Source organism: Moorena producens 3L, from assembly GCF_000211815.1.
Classification (GTDB): domain Bacteria; phylum Cyanobacteriota; class Cyanobacteriia; order Cyanobacteriales; family Coleofasciculaceae; genus Moorena; species Moorena producens.
On record NZ_GL890840.1, the window covers coordinates 376649 to 399592 of the forward strand.

Annotated in this window: 16 protein-coding genes; 2 read left to right on the forward strand and 14 right to left on the reverse strand. The window is 47.2% G+C overall.

Translation table 11 applies throughout. The features are described from left to right. Nucleotides 1–85 precede the first annotated feature (85 nt). Complete coding sequence (locus LYNGBM3L_RS08040) at nucleotides 86–2155, forward strand: elongation factor G (protein ID WP_008181210.1); 2070 nt, start codon at nucleotides 86–88, stop codon at nucleotides 2153–2155. Between the two features lie 499 nt (nucleotides 2156–2654). On the opposite strand, the gene LYNGBM3L_RS08045 is transcribed toward LYNGBM3L_RS08040, so the two are convergent. Further along, nucleotides 2655–2867, reverse strand: coding sequence for a hypothetical protein (locus LYNGBM3L_RS08045; RefSeq protein ID WP_044492472.1), 213 nt, complete (start codon nucleotides 2865–2867; stop codon nucleotides 2655–2657). A 223-nt stretch (nucleotides 2868–3090) separates the two neighbouring features. Here LYNGBM3L_RS08045 and LYNGBM3L_RS40060 point away from each other — a divergent pair, with 223 nt between their 5' ends. Then, nucleotides 3091–3324 (forward strand): hypothetical protein, encoded by a 234-nt coding sequence (locus LYNGBM3L_RS40060; RefSeq protein WP_008181214.1) that lies wholly within the window; start codon nucleotides 3091–3093, stop codon nucleotides 3322–3324. Nucleotides 3325–3711: 387 nt separating this feature from the next. On the opposite strand, the gene LYNGBM3L_RS08050 is transcribed toward LYNGBM3L_RS40060, so the two are convergent. The 13 genes from LYNGBM3L_RS08050 to LYNGBM3L_RS08110 all read right to left on the reverse strand — a co-directional run bounded on the left by LYNGBM3L_RS08050 (nucleotide 3712) and on the right by LYNGBM3L_RS08110 (nucleotide 22071). Further along, nucleotides 3712–4281: a hypothetical protein gene (locus LYNGBM3L_RS08050; RefSeq protein ID WP_008181216.1), complete on the reverse strand. Its 570-nt coding sequence runs from the start codon at nucleotides 4279–4281 to the stop codon at nucleotides 3712–3714. A gap of 348 nt (nucleotides 4282–4629) precedes the next feature. Beyond that, on the reverse strand, nucleotides 4630–5823 hold the full coding sequence (locus LYNGBM3L_RS33770; protein WP_048815187.1) for a glycosyltransferase family 2 protein: 1194 nt from the start codon (nucleotides 5821–5823) through the stop codon (nucleotides 4630–4632). 10 nt (nucleotides 5824–5833) lie between these two features. Further along, on the reverse strand, nucleotides 5834–6868 hold the full coding sequence (locus LYNGBM3L_RS08060; RefSeq protein ID WP_008181220.1) for a glycosyltransferase family 4 protein: 1035 nt from the start codon (nucleotides 6866–6868) through the stop codon (nucleotides 5834–5836). Between the two features lie 45 nt (nucleotides 6869–6913). Continuing rightward, nucleotides 6914–8419 (reverse strand): hypothetical protein, encoded by a 1506-nt coding sequence (locus LYNGBM3L_RS08065; protein ID WP_008181222.1) that lies wholly within the window; start codon nucleotides 8417–8419, stop codon nucleotides 6914–6916. Nucleotides 8420–8481: 62 nt separating this feature from the next. Further along, nucleotides 8482–9705, reverse strand: a complete 1224-nt coding sequence (locus LYNGBM3L_RS08070; protein WP_008181224.1) for a glycosyltransferase family 2 protein — start codon at nucleotides 9703–9705, stop codon at nucleotides 8482–8484. A 95-nt stretch (nucleotides 9706–9800) separates the two neighbouring features. Next, complete coding sequence (locus tag LYNGBM3L_RS08075) at nucleotides 9801–10994, reverse strand: glycosyltransferase (RefSeq protein ID WP_044492474.1); 1194 nt, start codon at nucleotides 10992–10994, stop codon at nucleotides 9801–9803. Between the two features lie 16 nt (nucleotides 10995–11010). Then, entirely contained in the window at nucleotides 11011–12186 is a 1176-nt protein-coding gene (locus LYNGBM3L_RS08080) for a glycosyltransferase family 2 protein (protein WP_008181227.1), read from the reverse strand. Between the two features lie 30 nt (nucleotides 12187–12216). After that, the gene (locus LYNGBM3L_RS08085) at nucleotides 12217–13374 is read right to left on the reverse strand and encodes a glycosyltransferase family 1 protein (RefSeq protein ID WP_008181229.1); all 1158 of its coding nucleotides are present in this window, start codon (nucleotides 13372–13374) and stop codon (nucleotides 12217–12219) included. Between the two features lie 22 nt (nucleotides 13375–13396). Then, nucleotides 13397–14206 carry a glycosyltransferase gene (locus tag LYNGBM3L_RS08090; RefSeq protein WP_131826962.1) on the reverse strand — a complete coding sequence of 270 codons (810 nt, stop codon included), beginning with the start codon at nucleotides 14204–14206 and terminating at the stop codon, nucleotides 13397–13399. A 391-nt stretch (nucleotides 14207–14597) separates the two neighbouring features. Next, nucleotides 14598–15761: a glycosyltransferase gene (locus tag LYNGBM3L_RS08095; protein WP_008181233.1), complete on the reverse strand. Its 1164-nt coding sequence runs from the start codon at nucleotides 15759–15761 to the stop codon at nucleotides 14598–14600. Between the two features lie 107 nt (nucleotides 15762–15868). Next, nucleotides 15869–17692 (reverse strand): ABC transporter ATP-binding protein, encoded by a 1824-nt coding sequence (locus LYNGBM3L_RS08100; RefSeq protein ID WP_008181235.1) that lies wholly within the window; start codon nucleotides 17690–17692, stop codon nucleotides 15869–15871. Continuing rightward, nucleotides 17689–19515 carry an ABC transporter ATP-binding protein gene (locus tag LYNGBM3L_RS08105; RefSeq protein WP_008181237.1) on the reverse strand — a complete coding sequence of 609 codons (1827 nt, stop codon included), beginning with the start codon at nucleotides 19513–19515 and terminating at the stop codon, nucleotides 17689–17691. Before LYNGBM3L_RS08105 ends, LYNGBM3L_RS08100 begins: the two co-directional genes overlap by 4 nt. Then, entirely contained in the window at nucleotides 19516–22071 is a 2556-nt protein-coding gene (locus LYNGBM3L_RS08110; RefSeq protein WP_008181239.1) for a glycosyltransferase, read from the reverse strand. It lies immediately after the preceding gene. Nucleotides 22072–22944: the final 873 nt, after the last annotated feature.

The following is a 22944-nucleotide window of genomic DNA, read 5'->3' on the forward strand; positions in this document are numbered from 1 at the left end:
TAATCAACTAACCTCCCTACCAGATCATCCCCTTCAAGCTCCGCTTCAATGCATAAGTCCAATTGAAATAATTTGGGGGTAAATTATGAACGGCAAAGTGTGTAAAGCCACCCGTAATGTGGCAATTGTTGGTCCGTATCTCAGTGGTAAAACCACTCTACTCGAAAGTTTGTTGTCCGTTACTGGTAGGATTTCTCGCAAAGGCACAGTAAAGGAAGGCAACACCGTCGGTGATAGTGCCACCGAGGCCAGGCAACGCCAAATGAGTGTGGAGGTAACTGCCGCCAGCACCGAGTATCAAGATATCTGCTTCAATTTTATAGACTGTCCCGGTTCCATTGAATTTGCTCAAGAAACCTACAACGCCTTAGTTGGTGTGGATGCGGCTGTCGTGGTTTGTGAACCAGTAAGCGATCGCGTCCTCACCCTAGCACCCTTATTCAAATTTCTCGACGACTGGGAAATCCCCCACTTAGTCTTTATTAACAAAATGGATCGGTTTGAGTTGACCGATGATGCTAATGGTAACTCCTTACGGTCCGTCTTCGATGCCCTCAATTCCGTTTCCACTCGCCCCTTAGTACTGCACCAATACCCCATTGGTAAGGGAGAACACCTCACCGGATTTATTGATTTAGTCACCGAACAAGCCTATCTTTACCATCCTGATGCCCCAGCTGATCCGATCCCACTGCCAGAGTCATTGAAAGAGGCAGAACAGCAAGCACGCACAGAATTACTAGAAACCTTAGCAGATTTTGACGACCACCTCCTCGAAGAACTACTAGAAGAAATCGAGCCACCCCAAGAAGAAATTGTCCAAGACCTGAAGATGGAATTGGGGGCCGACTTGATTGTACCTGTATTTATAGGTGTTGCTCAGCAAGATTACGGTGTTCGCCCCTTGATCGATGCCCTACTGCGGGAAGCACCAACCCCAGAAACCACCGCCGAGCGTCGGGACATTGCTGGTGATGAATCAAGCACGGTGGCACAGGTACTCAAAACCTATTACACTCCCCAAGGTGGAAAACTCTCCCTAGTGCGAGTTTGGCAAGGTAAACTAACCGATGGCATGGTCTTTAATGGTGCCCGCGCCGGAGGCTTATACCGTATGTTTGGTCACCACACTCAGTCAGTTTCCCAAGTCTCTGCTGGTGATATCATTGCCCTGGGACGCTTAGAGGGCATTAAAACTGGTGACACCCTGACCACTGATACGGGTAATCGAGAGATTAAATTACCAATAGCTGAGGCAAGCAAACCAGTCTATGCGTTAGCCATTACCCCTCAGAAGCGCAAAGATGAGGTTAAGCTGAGTGGTGCCTTAACCAAGCTGCTGGAAGAAGACCCATCTTTGGTGTGGGAACAACATGGAGACACTCACGAAATCATCCTATGGGGACAGGGAGATATTCATCTTCAGGTTGCTCTAGACCGGATGAGCCGCAAATACAACTTACCGATGACCACTCACTTACCCCGAGTGCCTTACAAAGAAACTATCCGCAAATCCACTACCTCTCACGGGCGCTACAAGCACCAAAGTGGTGGTCATGGGCAATATGGTGATGTCTACCTTGATATCCAACCCTTGTCTCGGGGTGAAGGGTTTAACTTCTCCGAAAGCATTGTCGGTGGGGTCGTCCCAAAGCAATATATCCCTGGTGTGGAGATCGGAGTAAAGGAGTACTTGTCCCACGGACCCTTAGGCTTCCCAGTGGTAGATGTGGCTGTTACTCTCACCAATGGCTCTTACCACTCGGTAGATAGTTCGGAACAGGCATTTAAACAAGCAGCACGGCTCGCTATGACCGGTGGTATGCCCAATTGTGAACCAACGTTACTTGAGCCAATTATGTCTGTTGGGGTCTATGCACCTCAGGAATTTACCTCTAAGGTGCTGCAATTGATCACCGGTCATCGGGGTCAAATCCTCGGCTATGAGACCTGTTCTGATTGGACAGGATGGGATTGTGTCTCTGGCTATATCCCCCAGGCAGAAATGCAAAACTTGATCATGGAATTGCGATCGCTTACTCTAGGGATCGGTTTCTTTAATTGGACCTATGACCATCTCCAGGAAGTGCCAGGTAAGCTAGCTGATCGGGTGCTGGCCACCGCTGGCAATGGAAATGGTAATGGTAAGAGCTAGGTTAATCCTGTTAGGTAAGCATTCAGCCGTCAGCCTAATGCCGTCAGCTTATTTTATTCAAAAGCACCTCAAGTAGCGATGCAGCGCGGTCTTGGGGAGGCAGCGCGGTCTTGGGGGTCCCCCCCATGAGCGACTGCCGTGGTTTCCCCCGGAAACGAAACCTTAGACAGGCTCGCCTTTATGGTTGGTAGGCTATGCAGATGCATGGTTAAAACTTATTGATTAAGGCGAGCCTGTCTTACGGTAACTATCGCCAAAGGCGACGCTTCGCGAACAAACCACTCGCTATTGCATCAAGACAGCCTGCGCTATGGGGATAATCTGTTCCGGTAGCGTGGCCACAGACCCAAAGCTGATACGCGACACGCTGATAGCTGTTGGCGTAGCCTGGGCGTAGCGCATATGCTTACCCTGTTAGGGGTTAGGTTAATGGTTAATGGTTAATAGTTAATCGTTAATGATTTTATTACTTAAAGCCTAAAGCAATCATTCCTAATCCCTAGCGATAGGCTATCCGCTGGAGTTTTTCAAAAATAAAGGGAACTATCAAAATCAGTAGTTTGATTGGCCAAGGAACAAAAAATAGGCTGACAAACAGACACAGTAAGGCTGTTATAGCTGCAGCCACTTTGACGATTTCTTCAGTAGTCTTAACGCAAAGGTAAATGGCTACTGAGGCGATCATCAAAGTTATCGATAATGGGATAATCATAATTATTACCTCAACATTTTCCGCCATAATTACCTAACCTAGCATCAGGGTTATGGAAAACATAGCAGTTGAGTCAGGTCGCCCCGTCTAGGCAAGAGGGGGGTGCTGACCATCCAACACTGCCAATTAGCAGAACTTGATCCCAGATTATTCTCCTAGAGACTACACGATTGAGAATGGGATTTTCGGATACTGACCTAAATTTTCCAACCTTGGGGTTCGTTTGATTCACCTCAAGACTGAAGTTCCCCCAAAGTTTGAACTACTCGAAACCTCAATCCCAATCTCTGTGGTGTTTCTAGATTATGATGTACTTACTGCTACTGGGTACAGTCTTATTCAGAATGCTCACAACGTTCAACTGAAGGGCTATGAAGCGATGCAGCGCGGTCTTGGGGAGGCAGTGCGGTCTTGGGGGTTCCCCCGGAGACGAAACCTTAGAGAGTGGAGCCTTTAATGTCAGCAGGTTATGCAGAAAAGGGTTAAATATTTTTTAATAAGGCTCCACTCTCTTACGGTAACTATCGCCAAAGGCGACGCTTCGCGAACAAACCATGAGCAACTGGCGTGGTTTGCCTCATGAGCGACTGCATCAAGAAGCGATTTGGTTCTCATATCATGTCCGGATAATTAGTAATCAAAAACCATCTCCGATGAAACCTTACTCCTTTACTTCTGCCTTCTGCCTTCTGCCTTCTGCCTTCGATTCGGCCAAGCGTGTAAGTATTCAACCGGAGATGATATCAAATAAAAATGCAACCAGTGCCTATAGTTGCATTATATTCCAATTCCCGACACACTTCAAGAACCAACATGGGTACACAATTTCAAGGCTCAATCACGCTTATCCCTTATGGGGAGAGCCTTTCAATGGCATAGTAGTATAAACGAACGGGGGAACTTCAGTCACAATCTCTGAATCATGGCCTGAGATCGCTAATTCGAGTTTTTGCGAGCAGCGGCTAGGCAATTCCAGTAGGCGCATGAATTCCTGATCTTTCTGCCCATACGGCTCCCCTCGGTAAACGACATCACCATAGGCACTCCAGTTAGCAATGGTAGTGAAGGCGGCATCTGCCAGTTCTGGAGTGGATGCAGAGTTTTGCCATAGTTCTGGCACCACTGGAGGGACGATAGGCAACCAGTCTTGGCCATCAGTTGGAATCTTACAATCGGAGTGTCCGATGTTAGTACCATAGCTAAAGTAGAGGTGATAGTCATTGCGCCCCTCCACAGCGAACTTTCCAATTTGGGTAAAGAATGGATCCATATCAATTAATACCCGGCGCTTACAGATACGGAACTCGGGTAACCAGCAAACCCCACCGATATTCAACAGCAGATCAGCGGCTCCCAGTATTCGCTTCACTTCTTCCCACTCTGCACCATAGACAGTTCCTGTATCACGATTCACGTAGCACGCCGTAACATCTGCGCCATAGCTGTTTATTAACTTCTGTACTATACGCAGACCGGCCTTTGGCTCGTCACTGTAATCGCGGGTGACCGGGTCATAACAAGATAGGAGCCAACCGCTCTCCTCCAGCTAGAGGACATCGTATCCCAAGCGATTCAGACCCAATAAATAATGAAAATAGGCGAGTATATTTCCGGCAACTGGATGTCGGATCATATAGCCACAGACAACAATGCTTGACATTAGAACTCTTAGAAAAGCATTTAAGCTACACTAAGTAGAAAATATATTAATCATAACATTTATTAATTATAAAATCAAGTTGCTTTTCCAAAATTTAAAATTTCAAGATGATATTCCCCTATCAAGTGCTGGGTTTACTCTCTCATCAAGCCACTGATTCTTTATTCTGGGTTTGAGGTCAAACACGACAATCAATTCACTTTGGTACGTACAGGTTAAATTTGAACAAAGATAGTCATAAAACTGGGCATAATGTTCTAACCACCAAAAGGCGGACCAGGCAAAAACTATCTTCTTTGCTCCGGCCTCACGTAATCGCTCTAATTCCTGAATGGCGACTTCATCATTTGTAGGATATCCCCAGTATTTTCCTTCTTTCTCAAGAAAAGGGATAGGATGGCGAAAGGAAGTGACTTCCATTCCCCAAATAGCATCATCCACAAGCACAAATGGTTCTCTTTCCGGAATGAGTTCATCGATTTTTTGAACAGCACGATTAAGTCTGTACCACCATGAATTGGCGAGCCAATCACTTAAATCTACAGATATTCCCATATCCTTACAAAACTGGCTTAGAATCGGGAAGTAATGATTACAAAATCTCAGCTGAAATTTAAGTTTTTCATCAAAACTCATGGTTTGCCAATAGTTTTTTACATGTATTCGATAGTAACTTTGGGGACTTTTTATTGTTTTAATAAGACCAAAAAAAGGAGCTGCTTCAAAAAGATAATTGTCGGCTGCCAATCGAAGTTTATCTTGATCCATAGGGAGGATTTTATTCAGAAATGTCCTAGACCAGGCATTACCACTGGTAGGAGGCCAAACATAGTTTGTTGGGCCTTGTTTTATTACGGCTTCACGCAAATTACCCTCTGGCATAGAACTTACTTTATCTGGTTTAGTTCGATTTTGAAGTCTGCCTTGTGCATCAATGATGGATAAGGGCCATTGGACCTTAACTACCTCAGGATCTTCAAAAAAGGGAAGAGCATTCTCGACAGCCGTCGGCAATAGCATATCATCAGCATCTAAAAAAATGATTACGTCTCCACGGCTTTGGGCAAACCCCGAATTGAAAGCAGAAGCTTGCCCTTGATTGTTTTGAAATACTGGAGTGACATACTCTCCGTAAGAAGAAATTATTTCACGAGAGTTATCGGTCGAACCATCATCTACGACTACAACTTCTGTGTTGCCGAAGCTTTGATTCAAGGCACTGTCGATGCACTGTCTCAGAAAGCGACCATAATTATAGTTATTAATAACGATACTTGCCAACAATGGTTTACTCATAGTTTTCTTCCTAAACCAGTGATTCATAAAGTGCTAAATAGTCATCTACCATCCGCTTAACGCTAAACCGCTGCATGGCGTGTTCTCTGACAGTACGGCGATCTAGGGACATGGCGCGGGATATTAGGGGGATCAATTCCTCCACTGACTCTGCATAAAAGCCAGTTTTGCCTAAGTCAATCACTTCAGCCACCGAGCCTTTTCGGCAAGCGATCACAGGTGTCCCACAAGCCATCGCTTCAATCATCACTATCCCAAAGGGTTCAGGCCATTGAATAGGGAAAAGAAATGCAGCCGCATTTTTGAGGAGATCCACTTTTTGGTCGTGATTTACGGGACCAAGATAAATAACATTGTCACCATCAATCAAGGGCTTAATGTTATCCACAAAGTATTGATTTTCATCGGCATTCATGGGTTCACCGGCTAGGACGATCGGCAAACCGACTTCTTTAGCAATCTGGATAGCACCCAGCGGATTCTTATTTGACGACATTCGTCCTAAGAAAGCCAGATATTTTCCAGATTGTATCGAGAGTTCAAAACGGTCAAAGTCACAGGCGTTATAGATGACTCGAATATTTTTGCGATTTTCAGGAGGAATGGTTGCTATCTGATCGTAGCTGCGAAATGTAACATTCACATCAGGATAGCGACTTAATACCCATCGATCGTCTACTGTCACTGCGGACCCAACTGAGTAAAGGATTGGGGTTTTAGAAAGCGCCATAAAGGGAATCCAAGCACACCCAAGGTGACAATGAATGAGATCGAAAGAATTCCCCTCTCGAATCGCCGAGCTAAGGCTAGCATTGACGTAATATTCGTATTGATAGGCTTCACCTTTTCCCATTGTATTGACTAAGTTGGATTCACAAATAGGTCGCAGCTTTGCACTGGTTTGAGAATCTCCCGTAGCAAATAGAGTTACGTCGTGACCACGACTCACAAGCTCCTCTGTGAGCAAATGCACTATCAGTTCTGTCCCCCCGTAGGTAGAGGGGGGAACGCTAGTCCACAGCGGTGCAACTTGAGCAATGCGCATAATTTTTGGGGTGGGTCAACATCAGCTTAGAATTTAGTTTTAGCCCTAGGCAGCAGCTTCCAGCTTGTCTTGCAAATCAAAAATGACTAGACGTTCATTTTCAAGAAGACAGCGATAATTCGAGCGGAGATGGTGGAAAAAATCGACGTAGTGTTCCAGCCACCAGAAAGCTGGCCATCCGATAACTAGGAAGGTTGCCCCGTCATCTTTTAATCTCTCTAACTCCAAAATTGCAGTCCTGTCATCAGGTGGCGATCCCCAGTATCGTCCGTCTTTTTCAAGAAAAGGAAGCCGACGACGCTCATCTACCCACTCATCCGTTCCCCATTCATCTTGATCTGCCAATATAAAAGTGACCTGTGGAGGAATATTACGCTTAATCTCCTGCAACGCTAACTCGCGCCAATCTGACCAGGGTCTATAGGACTCAATCAGTCTTTGAATGGCTAAAACAAGGTCGTCTCTACCACGCTCTTTTAGTAAAGGTACTAAGGAACTGTAATCACTTAAATATCCCGGTGTCATTAGTTTAAGAGTTTGCAGAAGCTCTGGATAAACTTCATCTACCGGAAAAGCCCTACTACCTTTTAGCTTTCCAAGTGCTTCTAAGGTGGTCATGGTTACAATACATTTCAGGCACTTCCCACAATTTGAATTGCCGTTTGCCGTACATACATGTAAGTTCCTCAGCCCAACGTCCCAGTCACTGATGACTTGCGTCTTCTGAAGTCGCGAGAATCGAGCACCATAATAAATAAGCTGTAAATTCTGACTGTTGTAATTAGGTGCTAGATAGATAAGATCTTCAGGAGCTATATCCGAGATGGGATTGTCCGAAGAAACAATAATTTTGGTTAATCGCCGTCCAAGACTATGAGCAACAGCAGCAAGTGAAGCCCCAAGGTAACAGTACTGCCAAAACTTTCCATCATCTGAATAGCCACGATAAGCCAGGGTTCGTAAGTTGCTTACAACTGGTATAAGATTGACACCTGTTTCTTTATTGACTTCACTGAATTTTGCAATAGATCGATCAAGGGAATCCAATTTAAGGCTTGATTTAGGGTCTTCCGGAAAACCTGCACCCTGAACATAGATTACATCTCGAATAGAGAAAGGGTGACCCTCTGGTACAGTAAGTTGGTTGTGGCGAAGACTGAATAATGAATCAACTCCACCTGATATAAACAATGCCGTATGCTCTTCAGGTCGTGAGACTGAATGAGTATCCAGCGGGGCTTCAATTACAGGGACAGTACGGCTAAACTTTTCCCAATATCGGTGAAGCCAAGCCAGATTAGTGAGTACTCCTTCGAGTAAAATTGGACAGACTGGGCTATCGATCGCGATCCGCTCCTCTCCATATCTTGCTGCTAGGAAAGCACAAGCAACCAGGTACGTATCGGCTTTCAAAGACAGAGCGGAGCTATATTCTGGCAGAGTCGCAAAGTAAATATCCTGCTGAGATCGATTGCAATTTTCCCAGCTGATAGTCGCAACTACTTTTGCTAGCCCATCCTTGTTTTCGTAACGAAGATTTTCGATTTTCATATTTATCCCCACAGTAGCTTATCAGTCCTAACCAATAAATGCTGATAGAAGAGTCAGGTCGATCAAGTTTTGAGGTCAAACACAACTAGACGTTCATTCTCAAGAGTGCATGGGTAATTTGAACGGAGATAGCGAGAAAAGTCTGTGTAGTAGTCCAACCACCAGAACGATGGCCAGGCAAATGCAATGAGATTAGCTTCCCCAGCTTTCATCCTTTCCAACTCAGAGATAGCCGTCGAGTCATCCGGTGGCGTTCCCCAGTATTGCCCGTCTTTTTCCAGAAATGGAATGACCTGGCGGCCTTCAGCAACATCGCCAAGATTTAACTGCTGATCGTGAACCAGGATGAAGGGATCGCCTGGAGAGACAAGATTAGCAATGTCTTTAGCCGTTAATTCCACCTTCGTGCGGTATTCAATCTGTTGAGCATACTGATTCTTCGGATTATCGTCTGAGGCATATTTTCGACGTGCCGTTACCACTCCCATTGCGGATGGAGGGTTATCAAGATTACATTTTTTAGCGACATGCAGGTAGTCTTGACGGTAGGTATCGGGATTCCATTTGAGGTAGTAGTATTCTTTCTCATCAGGATAAATAGGGGGAGGAGGTAAGAAGGTGACCACGGCTTTCGGCTCAAAAACGATGGGCACTTGCTTGTCATAAAGTGCAAGGCTGACATCAACCTCCTCTTGAGCCGTGATTGATTCATCAAACTCGCCAATGCGATCGAAAACCTCTGTTCGGAACAGCATACAGTGGGTTTCTATAAATTTCATAGTTCTGCGGTCACTAGCATTTCGGTCATCCTCCTTGGGAGTACTTCGAGGAAGTATTTTAAGCTTGATTCCATCAGAGGTTTGTATGGGTTTGATATCATCTAGTCGATCGTCAAAGTGAACCTTCTCAAATTGTCCTAATCGCTCAAGTACGAGCGGGGCAGCAACGTCTGCTGGATATTCATCACATGCCTCAATTAGGCGGGAAAGCCAACCGTCTTCTACAAGCACGTCATTTTCAAGCAAACATAAGAAATCATCCTTGGCTTCTCGGATCGCCAGGTTTCTACATTGGTTAGGCAGTAAGTGGTGATCTGTATGGATAAACTTGACATTCCTCTGCCCCTCCAAGACGTTTTCAATCTGCTGTCGATAAACTTTCGGGATTTGGCAATCCACCACAATCAGTTTAAAAGGGATGTGGGTACGATCGTAAATTCGTTGTAGACATTCGGCTGCAACGGAAAATCTTTCTCTTGGAATAAAACCGATGGTTACTGTTGACATAATTAATTTTTCCTCGCTCGATTTACTTTTTTAATCTTAATTGAATGTTTGTCTATGTTTGGCTTTGACTCAATTTATACACACAAAATTCAAATCTAAAACCCTGCATTCTCCATTAACCTACTTATCACCTTCTCGGCGGCAAAATACTCAGTAGCAATGTCCCGTGCAGCGCGACAGTTTCCCTCATAGTCACTCTTGATTGAATCCATTGCTTTCAGAATATCCTCCATGGTTTGAAATGCGAAGAGTCCCTTACCTGTAGGCAAAAACTTGCTAAACCCCGTTTCCTGGGTAATTACAGGGCGACCGGCAGCAAGATAGCAGACAGAGCGATCGCTGAACCATCCCGTTCGGGGACGAACGTACTGTTCTTTAGTTACTGTAAATTCCCCCAAAGAGCTGCAAATATATTGCCGATAAGTGGAGGGATTCGTTAAATTCCGGGCTGAGATAATCTGCCAACCATAATGACGCATTTTAGCTGCTTCGCTCTCGCTAATTCCCTCAAGGGCTAATTCTATGGGAAAGTGAGAATGTAAAGGCAAATCTATGAAGCGCCGAAATTCTGAATCTTTCCGCCAAGAATAGTTTTCATTTTGCCAAACGATGTCTTTTTTCAGATTCTTCCAAGTTGAGATGGTTGTGAGCTTTGCATCCACCTCTAAGGAACTAACATTAGACCACCAGTCAATACAGACGGGTGGTCTTGTGGGATGCCATTGATACCGTTCAACAGGAACAAGGCAGTCATCTTTACCCAGGTTATATCCATAGGTAAACAAGTGATTGTAGCTGTCAAGTTGGCCGATCAACCAAGACTCATTTTGGGCAACACGCACCTGATCTACAAATGGATCTGTTTGTAAATAGATAAGACAATTAATCTCACTATGTTCAGGACGAAGGTAATGAGCACCGCAAAGATTGATAACTGCATCAGCCTCTCGATAAAGCCTTTGCAATCCATCTGAATCAGCAGCTCCAAGGCAAACATTTTGTTCGCTAGGAGGACGAAAAATCCAGCGCTCTCCCATTCCCAAACTGTTCATATATAGAGAAAGATATTTAACATTCTCAGTGTAGTTTGGTGTGTGCCAGAGAGTTTTGGGGTCCTGAAGGGGACTGTCAGAATCCTCTACATACCAAACATCAAAGCCAAGTCTTCTTAGACCTGCTAGATAGTGCAGAACCTGCCAGGTCATCCCTCCGAATGGATAAGACGCTAACAGCCCCCAGACAATAATTTTTCCAGCCGTAGCCGGTGGATATTTGCTTAATAACTCCAATTTGCTAATCTCCTTGCTAAAGATGCTCTTCCAACTTGAAAACAATAAGGCGATCGTTGCTTAGCACGCAGGGAAATTTTGCACGGAGATAGTTATGAAACTCTGAATAGTACTCCAACCACCAAAATGTGTGCCAGGCAAAGGCAATATGGGTTGCTCCCAACTGGCGTAAGCGCTCCAATTCCCGAATTGCAGTTTCATCGTCTGCTGGCTCCCCCCAATACTGTCCATCTTTTTCAAGAAAGGGAATAGGTTGGAGCCCATCAACGATTTCAGTACCTAGCCACCGGGCCTGGTCAACTAGGATAAAAGGAACATCAGGACCGACAAGCGTTTTGAGTTCTTCTTTAACTTTAGATAACTGAGCAATTCGGCGTCGATCTTTAACGAATTCGATAGATCCAGGCATGCGAAGCAAATTCCACTTTTTCTGAATGCGCTCATGACTTTTATGAGCCCGATCCATATCCCATTTCATCAAAAAATATTCCTCATCTTCAGGAGAAGGAGGATAGGGCGGGAGGTAATTTATCTCACACTTAGGCTCAAAGACAACTGGAACTCCAGCACTATATAAGGCCAAACTCAGATCGATTTCATCCCGTGTGTTCAGTTCCTCGTCATACAGCCCTATGCGATCGAAGACGTTTCGACGAAACAGAAGGCAGTGTTGCTCCATAAACTGGACTTTCCTAAGCTCCTGCCCTCGATCCGTTTCTTTGTCATCTGTACGGGGCAAAATTTTCAATTTTATACCTTCAGAAGTTTGCACAGAGTGAACTTGATTTAAACGATCGTCAAAGTGAACCGGAGCCTTCCTCGATCGCCCTTCCATGAGTAATGGGACGGCAACATCCGCCGGATATTCCTCGCAAGCAGTGATGAGTTGAGTAAGCCAACCGTCCGATACTAAATTGTCGTTTTCAATTAGACAAAGAAATTCATCTTGGGCTTCCTGAACGACCAGATTCCTAGACTGGTTTGGAAGCAAATAGTGATCTCGGTGAATAACTTTGACGTTTTCACGCCCCTGCAGTATCTGTTCAATCTGTTGCCAGTAAACTTTGGGAGTATTGCAATCCACTACAATTAAATTGAAGGGGATATGGGTATGGTCAAAGATTCGCTGCAACGACTCAGCTGCTAGAGAGAATCGTTCGCGAGGGCTAAAGCCTATAGTGACTGTTGGCATGTTGTCATCTCCTTGATAAAATTTTTCTGTTCAACTCATAGCTACTTCAAGCAGGGGGGGTAGAACCCGATCTGTGGAAAAATATTGTGCTGCGATTTGACGCGCAGCAAGACAGTGCTGTTCATAATCAGCATTGATGGACTCGATTCCCTCCAGTGCTTCGGAGAGGTTACGGAAAGTGAGAATCCCCTTACCCGTCGGCAAGTAATCACTAATGCCTGTGTCTTGCACTAAAATCGGCCGACCAGAGGCAAGATAGCAGGCGCTGCGATCGCTAAACCAGCCCCCACGACTCAGAACATAGCCTTGTTTAGCGACACTAAATTCAGCGCGAGATTCTTGTATAAACTTGCGGTACGACCATGGAGTTTGGGTTGCCAACCAGCCTGGGACAACCTCCCATCCATTTTTAGACATTTGCTTGGGAGTTCCTCCTGTCAAGGCTATCCGGAATAACTGAGATGTATACTGTGGCAAATCAAGGAACTCAGTGAACTCTTTATCTTTCTGTCCGTAATGAACTCCTTGATAGATAACTTTGTTATAGCTATGAGACTTCCCATAACTTTTCCACTGGAATATAGTAGTAAAGTAATCATTAGAACTATGTTCAAATAGAGGCCATTCCGGCAAAAATATCGGAGATAATGTCTTAATCCATTTATGATCTGCTGTTGGAATTGAGCAGTCTGTTGCCTCCAGACGCTGAGCAATTGAGAAAAGCTGCTCACAATGAGAAACCATATTGCTTAGCTTCACATCGCCGCTAACCAGCCTCATTTGAGTAAAGCCAGGGTCTGCATCAATGAATATGCGACGTTTTGGCCAATTATATTCATCTCTCCATAGAGATAGCGGTACGGCACGAACAATTAACAGCTCTGCCTGCGAACAAATATCCAGGAAATCATCAAGTGCCATTCCCTGAGATTGATTTCCAGCACGGTAAATCCACTTTCCTTGAAAATCAAATGGTTCAAGACAATCACGGATGTATGTAGTAGGGTACTCTAAATCATTTGTTGATTCCTCATTTTCCCAGTCATACACCCACGATTGCTGCCCGCAATCCTCTAAGTAGAAGACATCATGACCGAGTGCACGCAAACCCAACAAATACTGGATATTAATCCAAGCATGCCCGCCAACAGGGAAACGACCTATACTACCAGAGAAAATAATAATCACTCTATGCTCGCTCCATTAATACTTAAGTCGTTTTGATTGCCCATTCCACCAAAGATGAGAGAATTTTTCTGGCCTCGAAAAACTCTTCAGCAATCGATCTTGCAGCGCGACAGTGGAACTCGTAATGGTTGTTAATCTCCTCGATGCCAGCTATAACTTCCTCAGGTGTACTAAAGGGGATAATACCAGACCCAGTTTCCAACCATTCGGAAAAACCAGTTTCCTGAGTCAGCACCGGTCGGCCACTCGCCAGGTAGCAGGCACTTCGCTCACTGAACCAGCCACTGTTACTTGCCACATAACCTTGCTTAGCCACGCTGAACTCCGCTTTTGACTGCTGAATGTAGCGCTGATAGGTCCAGGGATCCCGTGTCGGCTCAAGGGAGTCACGTAACACCCAGCCCTTGCTGCAGAGGAGATCTTGGGGAGCTTTTCCAACTGCCAGTTCTAAGATAGAACCAACTTTTTCAGGGAGATTCAAGTAAGGCTCAAATGAGTCCGACTTCATACCATAGCGACTTCCTTGATACTGACGCGCCGGATAACTCTTCCATTGCATGACCGTGGTAAACATTCCCTGTAATGGCGCTGGTGTTATTGGCCAGGCATCCAAGACAATTGGTTGGCGGGTTGCTTTCCAGGGTAGTCCATCATCGGGAATAGTGGATCGGTGGCTGCCAATGTTTTCGCCAAATGAGAGGAAGGCTGTATGTTGTAAAGCCCGATTTCGTGCATCAGGATTGGTCAAATGCCGAATTTGGGTAAAAACTGGATCGGTGTCAACCAAGATGCGTTCAGGAATTTCTACGAGCCAAGGGCGCAGGGGATTCATCCCGGAGAGATTTAGTAAGAGATCCGCGTCCGTACAGATACGAATCATATCATCAGCACGAGGCCCTAACCATCGCAATTTATGTGCGTCGAAGTAAGCCCAGCAATCATTGAGCCCTACTTTCTCGAACGTGCGCTTTGTAAATTGCAGTCCGTAGGTTGGATTGGTATCGGTTACACCTCTTACAGGGTCGTAGCACGAAGGGTAATCATCACTATCTTCAACAAAATACACCTCGTGTCCAAGCCGAGCCAAACCTATTACATATTGCAAATGATGCCAGGTCAAACCTCCTACTGGTCCACGCACGATGTAGCCAAGTACAATAATACGCAAGCGGCCATCTGTGAGTAGCTGAGGTCTAAATACATTAGCAGTTCTCAGTAAAGGACTAACCATGCCTATTGTATACCCCCTCAATGAGTTGGGATAGCACTTTATTTGAATCGAAATAAGTTTCAGCAATTGCCCGTGCCACTTTTGAGTGCCGCTCGTACTTTTCTTCGACTTCCTCGATAGCAGTAACCGCCTCCTCTATCGTTGTAAAAGGTAAGATACCTTCACCCACTGGAAGCACAGAAGAGAATCCAGTATCTTGAACTACCACAGGTTTACCCGCTGCTAAATAACAGGCACTTCGACAACTGAACCAACCGGTTTTTCCTGCTACGTAAGCATTCTTGGCTACGCTCCATTCAGCTTTCGATGACTCGATGTAGTTCCGATAGCTATCCAGATCGGGACAAACTTTTTCGGGATCAACTACCTGCCAACCATTATGAGCAAGTATCTCACGAGGGGTACGGCGAGTTTTCCCAGCATTAACGGCGAGTTCAAGCTCTACATCAGGAACTAGCTTCGGTAGTTTCATAAATCTCTTAAATTCAATATCTTTTTGACCATAAGTTAAGCCATTGTAGGTAATTGGCTTGTAACTAGTCCAATTCATCACAGTTGTAAAAGTATTGCGCTCCTTAGCTGAAGGATGCCACTCCGACAGAACAATTGGCTGTCGGGTGGGACGCCAATGGTGACCAGTTTTTGGTATGGCATCGGCAAGTGTCTCCCCAAAGCTGAAATGGATATCATGGGCATCGACCATTTTTTGAAAGTCAGCTTGTCCTCGCGCTAATTTAACCTGGGTGAATGCGGGATCTGAATCGATATAAACTAGATGCTTCACTTGCCGATAGTTCCAAGGATACATGAGGGTACCCGAGACATTGATCAGCAAGTCCGCAGATTTAATCACCTCGTTCCGTTTCTGTTCGGAAAGACCAAACCATTGAGATTCCCAGGGGAAGCAATATGCCCATTTATCCCCCAGCCCAAAACGGGCCATCAAGTTAGCAAGATACTGCACGTTGTAGTCGCAACCAGCGGAGACTCCACCCTCAGTCGGATTGTAAGGCCATTGACCAGTATCCTCAATATAGTAAACATCGTGGCCAAGCTGCGCCAATCCAAGTACATATTGAAAGTAGTCCCAAGCAACTCCGCCCAGAGGGTATTGGGCAATTAACCCCGTGACAATGACTCTAAGAGATGATTTCATCTTTATGCGAGCTCCTTCTGCTCACTTGAACGAGTCCTTAAGGTATTTTCAGTTTCCATCTCAACCGCTTTAACACCGCAGATCGAAGATTATCAGGCGATTTGCTCTTATCTGGAAGTCGCAGACCTATATGGAGGGGGAGATCGGCTTAAACCACAGCTCTCATAAAAACGATGGTAGAATCCAGCGTCCTCCAGCAATTCCTGGTGCGTCCCCGCCTCCACCACCTTTCCCTGCTCCAACACTACAATCCGATCTGCCTGCCGAATCGTGGACAGCCGGTGGGCGATGATGAAGGTTGTCCTGCCTGCCATCAACCGCTCTAAGGCTTCCATCAGCAGCGCCTCCGTCTGGGCATCCAGGGCAGAAGTGGGTTCATCGAGAATCAGCACCGGCGCATCCTTGAGCAGCGCTCTGGCGATCGCAATCCGCTGCCTTTGTCCTCCCGAAAGGGTGCCTCCTCGCTCGCCAATAACGGTATCGTAGCCCTGGGGCAGCCGTTGAATAAACTCATCGGCGTTGGCAGCTTTTGCCACTGCCACAATTTCTTCATAGCTAGCTCCAGGACGCCCGTAGGCAATGTTATCTGCTACCGTCAGTGGCAGCAAAAATGGCTCTTGCAACACTATAGCCACTTGCGATCGCAAACTGCTCAGTTGCACCTGGCGCACGTCCACCCCGTCAAAGAGGACTCGACCCTGCCAGGGGTCGAAAAAGCGGGGGATCAGGGAAACTAAGGTGCTCTTCCCAGCTCCCGTCATTCCTACCAAAGCGATTGTCTCTCCTGGTTGCACCTCCAGAGTAATGTCCTGGAGGATGGGGTGACCGGGTTTGTAGCCAAAGGTGACTCGCTCTAGGCGAATGTGTCCCCTTACTCCAGGGGGACACGGCGGCAACGGCTTGGCTCCGGTCTCCTCCTGTACCTGATCTTGGACATCTAACATTTCTAAGACTCGGCGAGCACCCGCAGCCCCTGATGCGAAACCAGATGAAATGTAGGCTAGGGTTTCCATAGGCGCATACAAGGAGGCGAGATAAGATAGGAAGACGAGGAGGCTGCCTAAAGACAGCGATCCCTCCAAAACCTGAAAGCCCCCAATCAGAATCATTACCGCTGTGCCCATCGCTGTTACCCCGCTAACGCTAACTTTGAATTGTAGCTGGGAGAGGACAGCGCGCAAATGAGCTTGGACTACTTGCCGAGATAGGTTGCGGAACCGGTTATCTTCGTGGGCTTCACGGCTAAATGCTTGAACAATTGGTACTGCTGTCAGCGCCTGCTCACTCAGCGCCATGATCTCGCCTTCGAGCTGTTGATGCTGGTAGTTACGTTCAGTCATAGGCTGGTTAAAAAACCGGATTAACACCACTAACAGTGGAGCAACAAGCAGTGCCAGCAGTGACAGGGTGGGATCAAGTTGCCACATCACGGCTAACATCGCGACCAAACTGACCAGGGAAGTGAGTATGGGGAGGAAGACATTCATCACCAGTACCTGTATGCAGCGGCTATCAGTCATCACTCGCCTGATCAGATCGCCAGTGGGTTGTTGACCGTGGAAACCCAGAGAAAGACGCTGTAGGTGATCGAACAGTACTGCCCCCAAGCTGTACGCCATTCGACTGCCGATGCCATTTCCAACGTAATTCTGAATAATGCGAACTGCCTCACTGGCTAGAAATAGCAAGATCGTGCTGCCAGCTAACCAACCTAGTAACCAAGAAGGTGATTCTTCACCAGGTATGGCTTTAAGCCAGGTAAAGGAGTGCGGGAGCGGCTGGTCGGTCAAAACATAATCGACGATCAACTTTAGGGGCCAGGGCTTGAGTACATTAAGTCCTACCCCCACAAGCATCAGCAGCATCATTGATAAGAGTCCGCGCCTATGGGGCAGGGCGTAGGGTATCAGTCGTAGCCACCATCGCTTCATAACACCACCTCCGACGGGGAGTCAGAAAACTGCAAAGTGTGCAAGCGCTGGTAAAGACCACCCACGGCCAGCAACTTCTGGTGCGTCCCCATCTCCACCACCTGACCCCCGTCCAGCACAGCGATCCGGTTTGCTTGCCGAATAGTGGAGAGCCGGTGGGCAATAATGAAAGTGGTCCGCCCTGCCATCAATCGCTCTATAGCTGATAGCAGCAGGGCTTCGGTTTGCCCGTCCAAGGCAGAAGTGGGTTCGTCGAGAATCAGTACCGGAGCATCCTTGAGCAGTGCCCGGGCGATCGCAATCCGCTGCCTTTGTCCTCCCGAAAGGGTCGCCCCTCGCTCGCCAATAACCGTGTCGTAACCCTGGGGCAGCCGTTTAATAAACTCATCGGCGTTGGCAGCTTTGGCCACTGTTACAATTTCTTCATAGCTAGCTCCGGGACGCCCGTAGGCAATGTTATCTGCCACCGTCAGCGGCAGGAGGAAAGGTTCCTGCAAGACCAACCCTATTTGCGATCGCAAACTGGTCAGTTGCAACTGGCGCACATCCACCCCGTCCAGGAGTACTCGTCCCTGCCAGGGGTCGAAAAAGCGGGGGATCAGAGAAACCAGGGTACTCTTGCCAGCACCCGTCAACCCCACTAGGGCGATTGTTTCTCCTGGCTGGGCTTCCAGAGTAATATCTTTGAGAACCGGATCCCCTAATTGGTACCCGAAGCTGACCTTTTCTAGGCGCACCCATCCTTTGGATCCCCCAGGGGGTAGGGGCTGGGCTCCAGGGGCATCCTGTACCTCTTCCTTAGCATCCAAGACTTCCAGCACCCGATCAATACTTGCTTCCACGGATTTCAGACTTCCATAGGTAGTTAGCAGACTCCTAAATGCTTTTTGCAGAGATTGCAAATAGGCGAGGAAGACCAGGAAACTACCGACCGTAATTGTCCCCAATAATACCTGCTGCCCCCCGGCATAGAAAACAATCGCAGTACCAACTGTAGTAATTGAGCCGTTGGCAAATCCGTAGGTACTCTTGAGCAGGGTGCCCCGTTGGGACTGAGCAACTGCGTCCGTTGCCAGGTACTGGAACTGCTTTCTATTGCGGTTTTCCGTGCCAAATGCCTGTACTACCGGGATCGCGGTGAAGGTCTGGTGGACGAAACTCAGCAGACGGGACTGGGCTTCCCGGTTCAGCTTCGTCCGGCGTTTGAGCCGGGCACCGAAAAACAGGGTGGAACCCCCCATCAGTGGCGCTACTGCTAGGGATAGCAGGGTTAGTGTTGGCTCTAGGTTCCAGGCAACGATGCCAATGCTCAACAAAGTCAGCACTTGCTGGGCAGGTGAGACCAGCAGGGCATTAGTCAAGGTATATACACAATAGGTGTCTACTGTCAAGCGACTCAGGGAATCACCGACACTGCGCTGACTGTGGAACAGCAGCGAGAGGCGTTGGAGTCGATGAAACAGCTTCTGTGCCAGGTCATAGACCATGCGTTGACCAGCAGCGCTCCAGAACCAGATTAGACCCACTTCAAGGATAGCATTCAGGGCATAGAGTCCGAGGCTAGCAAGAGCAGCTGTAACAACCAGCACAAAGGGCGTCACGGTCAGGTTCCAGTTCCCCAAAAGCGACCCAACTACCGCTGGCACAGCCGTGTCACCAAGTGCGTAATCCACCAGGATTTTCATCGGCCAGGGTTGGAGAGTGGTAACAAAGGAGGTGGCTGCAGTCAAAGCGAGAATCACTACGAAGGTACGCCACTGGCGCAGTGGGTATAGGAGCATACGCCGGTATCGGTGCTTCGTTGCTGCAATTTCTGGACTCATCTACAGTTCCACTCCTATGATCGCAGCTTGCTTATTTTGCTGTGAGTTCGTAGGATTGTTGGTGGCAGATTCGAGATTAATGCCTTCTAACTGTCTGAGTACGTAAAGGTAGGAAGCTTTGGCAGTAGCACAATCCTGGAAATTTGCCAGCAAGAGCAGTACAGCTACTGTTCCAAGAATAGCAGAAGCCATACCTGCCTGGTCAAAGGCTGCTACAGCACAGAGCAGTAGCAAAAGGAACTTAATGATTAAGGCAGGGACAGCAACCCTCGGCCAGGAGCGGAATCGCAGCAGTTGCTTACCCCCACCGTGCTCTTCAATGGTCATTAGTATCCGGACAGCGCCGAACAACCCACCCCGCACCTCCAGATCCCAGCGGTCGAAATCACTGCCACGGTAAATCACTGCTCCCTGTTCCCGGAGTCCAAATTCTAACCTTTCCAACCACTGTTCCTGGGACTGCCAAGACTCGCTCCAGATCTGATCTTTCCGAGGTCTGGGAAATTGCAAAAAGGAGACACCACGCCTTCGCCAGGGGGTGAGCCCGTTGTCAAGGCGACCTTTGAGTCGTGCCAGGGGCTGTAGCAGATACAGGAGTACTGTCAAGCTATAAAGCTGGAAGCGGGGGAGGCGAGATGCAACAGGGGTTGTAAAAGAAGCTTTAGAAGCACTCAGGATGGCTTGAGTAACAGGTGCAGCAATAGCAGCAAGCAGGAAGGGGACTGTCCAGACCATTGGTTTCCAGAGCAGTCCCAGGCTGGACAGCCCTGCAAGAGCGAGGATGACTAGGTACCATTCCGGCATGGTTGGCAGTGCGGGAAACAGCCCTGGTGCAGGCTGATAGACAGATTGGAACAGGGCACTACCCCAAGTCCCGTGATATATCCGACTTAAGCGCCAGCCCAGTATCTGCACTAGCCCCTTACCGTAAAGCCGCCCAGACCAATTGAGATGACCGGCGGCATTATACTTTTGTGGCCATTTCTGTTCCAGTAGGGCTTCAGCCTTACCATATCCTTGTTGCTGTTTCCAGTACATCTTCACCGAGTTGCGGCGATGATGCCAGACAACGGCGCTGGGGCTGAAACCTATTTTCCAGCCACGCTCCTGTAGCCGCCAGCAGATATCCACGTCATCCCCCGCAGCCCGAAACCGGGGATCAAATCCACCAATCTCTTGGAGGTGGGTTTTCCAGTAAGCCATGTTGCAACCAGGAATGTGTTCTGCCTCCTGATCGGAAAGCAGGACATGGATTGGTCCTCCCGGTGCGTTGCTAACACAATCCGCTATCAAGCCATCACCGGGAGGGGGGATATTGGGTCCACCAACTCCTGCCCAGTCTCCTTTCAGGAAAGTAGCAGCTAGATAGGTGAGCCAGTGGGGATCGGGATAGGCATCGTCGTCGATGTAGGCGATGATGGCACCCGTAGCGGCTTCTAAGGCGGTATTCCGGGCACTGCTTAACCCCCTATTTTGCTTGTGGATGATTACCCGCACCTTGTATTCCTTAGCAATTGCAGCAACGCCATCAGTAGAACCGTCATCCACTACAATAACTTCATAGTTAGGATAATCGAGATATTGCAACGCTTCCAAGGTATCTCGTATGGTACTTGCTCCGTTGTAGGAGCAGACAGCTACCGAGATCCGTGGGCAGGGGAGGTATGCCGGAAATGGTCCTGCGGCAAAGGCTTGGTGAACGGCTGAGAGCGCCGGTTTAGGACGCCTTTGGCGATCAGTGAGACCGAAATCCCAGTCTTCGATGTCAAAACCTCCCCGATACCATTCGTCAGTCCAGGCAAAGACAAAACAGCCAGCACAGCCAGCTGCCAAGATAGTTTGGATTTGCCAGTCCAGGGTTTTCGCCTGTGTTTCCTCCCCGTTTCTGAGGCTATCTAGCCCAATCTCAGCCATCACCAACGGTCGATCCCCTGCTATATTATGGAGGCGGGCAAGGTAAGCTTCCAGTCGGTCCCGGGACTCTAGATAGACATTAAAACAGACAAAATCCACAAAAGGAAGTTGTAAATACTCGGTGCTAGGATAGTTGACATAAGTCACCAGGGCTTCTGAATCTTCGGCTTTGACAGTTAGATAAAGTCTTTTGAGGAAATTCTCCACCCGTTGACGACCATACCAGCGCACAATGGGGGCTGGTATCTCATTACCGATAGCATAGCAGAGAATTGCCTGGTGTCCAACACAGGCACGCACCCCCGCCCGTACTCGCTTTTCTATGTCTTGGATGCGCTTCTTCTGATCGAGGAAGGCAATATGCTGTTCCCAAGGTAGTCCTACCATCACATAAAGGTTGTGCTTGGCAGCCAAATCAAGCAACCAGCCAGGGGGAACAGTGTAGGTGCGAACTGAGTTAATTCCCTGTGACGCCATCATGGCAAAATCCCGGGCAACTACATCGGGTTTGGGATACAGTTCCCCCTGCCTATTGGGGCGAAATGTTCCATACGTGACTCCCTTAATATAAAGTTTTTTGCTCCCAACGACAATAAACTTGCCTTTGACTGCAGGGCAAATTTTAGTCTTGCAACTCTTCATAACAATTTGGGGTTGGTAAGGGAAAAAACGAATACTCCTGTCATTGTCTTGATGCAGTCGCTCCTAAGTGACTGCATCTGTGAGGTATTGGTGAGGAGTTGATCCTCTTACATAAAGAGCACAAGGGTAGAGCTTCCCTTGACCTATAAACTATAGGAGTATCTATCTTTCCTGTGTACAGTGTATTGATGCAGCGTATTGATGCAGTCGGCCAAAGGGGGTTTCCCCCATGAGGGACTGCATCAATACGCTGCAATATTTATGACTGATTCCTTGAACCAGTCCGTGTTTTTTTAAAATATTGAATGAGCTGGTTGGGCGAGTAGCAACTCGACCTGTATAGGTTCCTATTTTTGGGCCAAAGCGTGACAATAGCTTTGACAATATACACCGTTGGGAACCCTTTCAAAAAGTTGAATCTGGCTACATAGCGACTAGGAAAACCAAACTTATTTTACCACACATCTGACCATTCCCATGTCCTAAGGGCGTTAATTAACCAGGTGTGATAATCTTCAATAAAAAAAACTATCAACTTGACCAACCTTGGCGGCATATAACCAATGAGTTTTAGGAAGGTTTTGACCAGAAGTGTTGAATCGCTTAATAAAACTTACTATAAATCAGTCTAGGAGTGCTGTCAAGAAGCAATTGCTAAAAATATATAATCTTTTTAAACCAATGAATATCACTTATTTATTGACTCATACCTCCTGGTAAATAGCGAAGTTGATCTAATCAAGATGTCATCCATTTTTGGAAATGGAGCACTCATTTTGGCTAATAATTAACTAGTCATAATTTATTCAAATATCTCACAATTTGAGCTAGATTTTTGTTGAAGGTTTTAAAGCTTGAACGCTTCTGGATAAA

What these genes read in the sequence shown, in the direction of transcription:
- LYNGBM3L_RS08090 (WP_131826962.1), bottom strand. Translation starts at nt 14,206, where the DNA reads ATGAATCCCCTGCGCCCTTGGCTCGTAGAAATTCCTGAACGCATCTTG.
- LYNGBM3L_RS33770 (WP_048815187.1), bottom strand. Translation starts at nt 5,823, where the DNA reads ATGAGTAAACCATTGTTGGCAAGTATCGTTATTAATAACTATAATTAT.
- LYNGBM3L_RS08105 (WP_008181237.1), bottom strand. Translation starts at nt 19,515, where the DNA reads ATGAGTCCAGAAATTGCAGCAACGAAGCACCGATACCGGCGTATGCTC.
- LYNGBM3L_RS08040 (WP_008181210.1), top strand. Translation starts at nt 86, where the DNA reads ATGAACGGCAAAGTGTGTAAAGCCACCCGTAATGTGGCAATTGTTGGT.
- LYNGBM3L_RS08110 (WP_008181239.1), bottom strand. Translation starts at nt 22,071, where the DNA reads ATGAAGAGTTGCAAGACTAAAATTTGCCCTGCAGTCAAAGGCAAGTTT.
- LYNGBM3L_RS08045 (WP_044492472.1), bottom strand. Translation starts at nt 2,867, where the DNA reads ATGATTATCCCATTATCGATAACTTTGATGATCGCCTCAGTAGCCATT.
- LYNGBM3L_RS08070 (WP_008181224.1), bottom strand. Translation starts at nt 9,705, where the DNA reads ATGTCAACAGTAACCATCGGTTTTATTCCAAGAGAAAGATTTTCCGTT.
- LYNGBM3L_RS08060 (WP_008181220.1), bottom strand. Translation starts at nt 6,868, where the DNA reads ATGCGCATTGCTCAAGTTGCACCGCTGTGGACTAGCGTTCCCCCCTCT.
- LYNGBM3L_RS08100 (WP_008181235.1), bottom strand. Translation starts at nt 17,692, where the DNA reads ATGAAGCGATGGTGGCTACGACTGATACCCTACGCCCTGCCCCATAGG.
- LYNGBM3L_RS08065 (WP_008181222.1), bottom strand. Translation starts at nt 8,419, where the DNA reads ATGAAAATCGAAAATCTTCGTTACGAAAACAAGGATGGGCTAGCAAAA.
- LYNGBM3L_RS08095 (WP_008181233.1), bottom strand. Translation starts at nt 15,761, where the DNA reads ATGAAATCATCTCTTAGAGTCATTGTCACGGGGTTAATTGCCCAATAC.
- LYNGBM3L_RS08080 (WP_008181227.1), bottom strand. Translation starts at nt 12,186, where the DNA reads ATGCCAACAGTCACTATAGGCTTTAGCCCTCGCGAACGATTCTCTCTA.